This is a genomic window from Sphingomonas sp. RB1R13 (genome assembly GCF_036663775.1).
Lineage (GTDB): Bacteria > Pseudomonadota > Alphaproteobacteria > Sphingomonadales > Sphingomonadaceae > Sphingomicrobium.
In genome coordinates this window covers 1-1,574 of sequence record NZ_JAXOJM010000017.1, presented here as the reverse complement: position 1 = coordinate 1,574, position 1,574 = coordinate 1, and the positions used below count along the sequence as shown (strand labels likewise).

The window sequence follows — 1,574 nt, the reverse complement described above, 5'->3', positions numbered from 1 at the left end:
GAGACGCCCTTCTCGACGAAGTTCGCGGCCATGGCGTTGAAGACGTTGTTCAGATTCTTCGTCGTCAGGTCGCAGAGCGCGCGCCGGACCAGATACGAGTAGAGGAGCCTCAGGATCGTCGCCTGCGTCCCCTGTTCGACGCCCTCCAAGCCGACCTGCATCGCCACGGGGAAGACGGTGGTCACCTGCCACGCGGCCATCTTGCGACCGAACCAGTGCAAATTCCCGTTGGTCGAGCTTCTGCCCTCCAGCACCTCGTACGTCGGCGCGTAGCGGCCGAGCATGGCTAGCTCGTCCTCGACGTTCGCGTATCGCGGCTTGCCCTTCGGCACGGCGAAGCTCCGATATTCCGCATAGAGCTCCCGCATCGAGATCTTGGCGCCTGTCTCCGCCGCGAGCGCATGGGCGAGGAAGTGGTCGATGCGCGGCCGCGTCGGACGGGCGTTCGGCGCCGGCTCGCGCCACCACGCGTGGTCGAGCGGATCCCACAGCTTCCTATAGAGCTCTTCCACCTTGGCGCCCTGCTTCTCCGCGCGGTGGAAAATGTTGTTGCGCACGAGATCCATCGCCAGCAGCGGCTCGCCCTTCGAGTTCAGGGTCTCAAATATAACCTGCGCGTCGTCGCTTTCGCCGAGGCTGATCACCACCAGCTTCAGTCGCTCGAGAACGGCGTTCAGCAACGCTTCAAGCCTGTCCGACACCAGCCTGTCGGCCGCGGCCTCGCCCGCGATCCCTTCGGCATCGTTCGCCTCCGCGGGCGACGCGTCATCGCTCGGCCCCTCCTGCACGAACTTCTCGATCCAGCGATCGAAGAGGAAGTAGGCACGGAAGGCCGGGAACTGCGTGTTCTTTGGGACAGTCGAGCCCCAGAACAGATGCCGATACCGCCGCGTCGCCGACTCATAGTCGAGCTCCATCAGATCGTGAAACAGCTCGCGGTCGGACGGCGTCGGCGTGAGCTTGTATCGGGTGAGCGGATCGACGTCCTTGCTCTTCATCCCATTGAACAGGTAGCCGTTCACATGGTCGATAAAGTCGACGAACCCGTGCCGGCGGGCAACCTCCCGCAACGCGGCCAAGAACAGCTGAAACGTCGTCAGCCGCTGCTGGCCGGCGACGACCTGGACCACCGGCGTCCTGCTGATCTGCGAGCCGATGTCGATCGGCGCCAGGATCAACGCGCCCATGTAGTGCTCGAAGCGGCTCTCGCCGGCGAGCACCTCCGCCGCCTTCGCCTGCACGTCCTCCCAAAAGGGAAGGAGGCGGTGCTCGCCCCACTGGTACTTGCGCTGGTAGAGCGGGACGATGAAGCGCCGGTCCTCCTTCAGGACCGCCTCGACTTTGTGATCATCCGCGTCCATCGGCCTGCATTCTCCCTGTAAAAGGCCTCTCCTCTCGCGACGATAGACGATCCCCGACGGAAGCGAATACCGTCCCTTAGCGCGACGACCTTTGCCGCAGCGACGAGGCCCGTCCTGAGTGACCCACAAAGCGACATTTAGGGCCGATCTTCCGATTTCCCTGAAGCGGACTTCCGTTCATGTAGACTCGTCGAAAGCTTCGGCAATCGAGTC

At 63.5% G+C, this 1,574-nt stretch carries 1 protein-coding gene; it reads right to left on the bottom strand.

Annotation, left to right across the window (positions count from 1 at the left end; all coding sequences use genetic code 11):
• On the bottom strand, positions 1 to 1,361 hold a 1,361-nt coding region (locus tag U1700_RS14405; protein WP_332753384.1), incomplete at its 3' end, for a DUF262 domain-containing protein.
• Between the last annotated feature and the right edge of the window lie 213 nt (positions 1,362 to 1,574).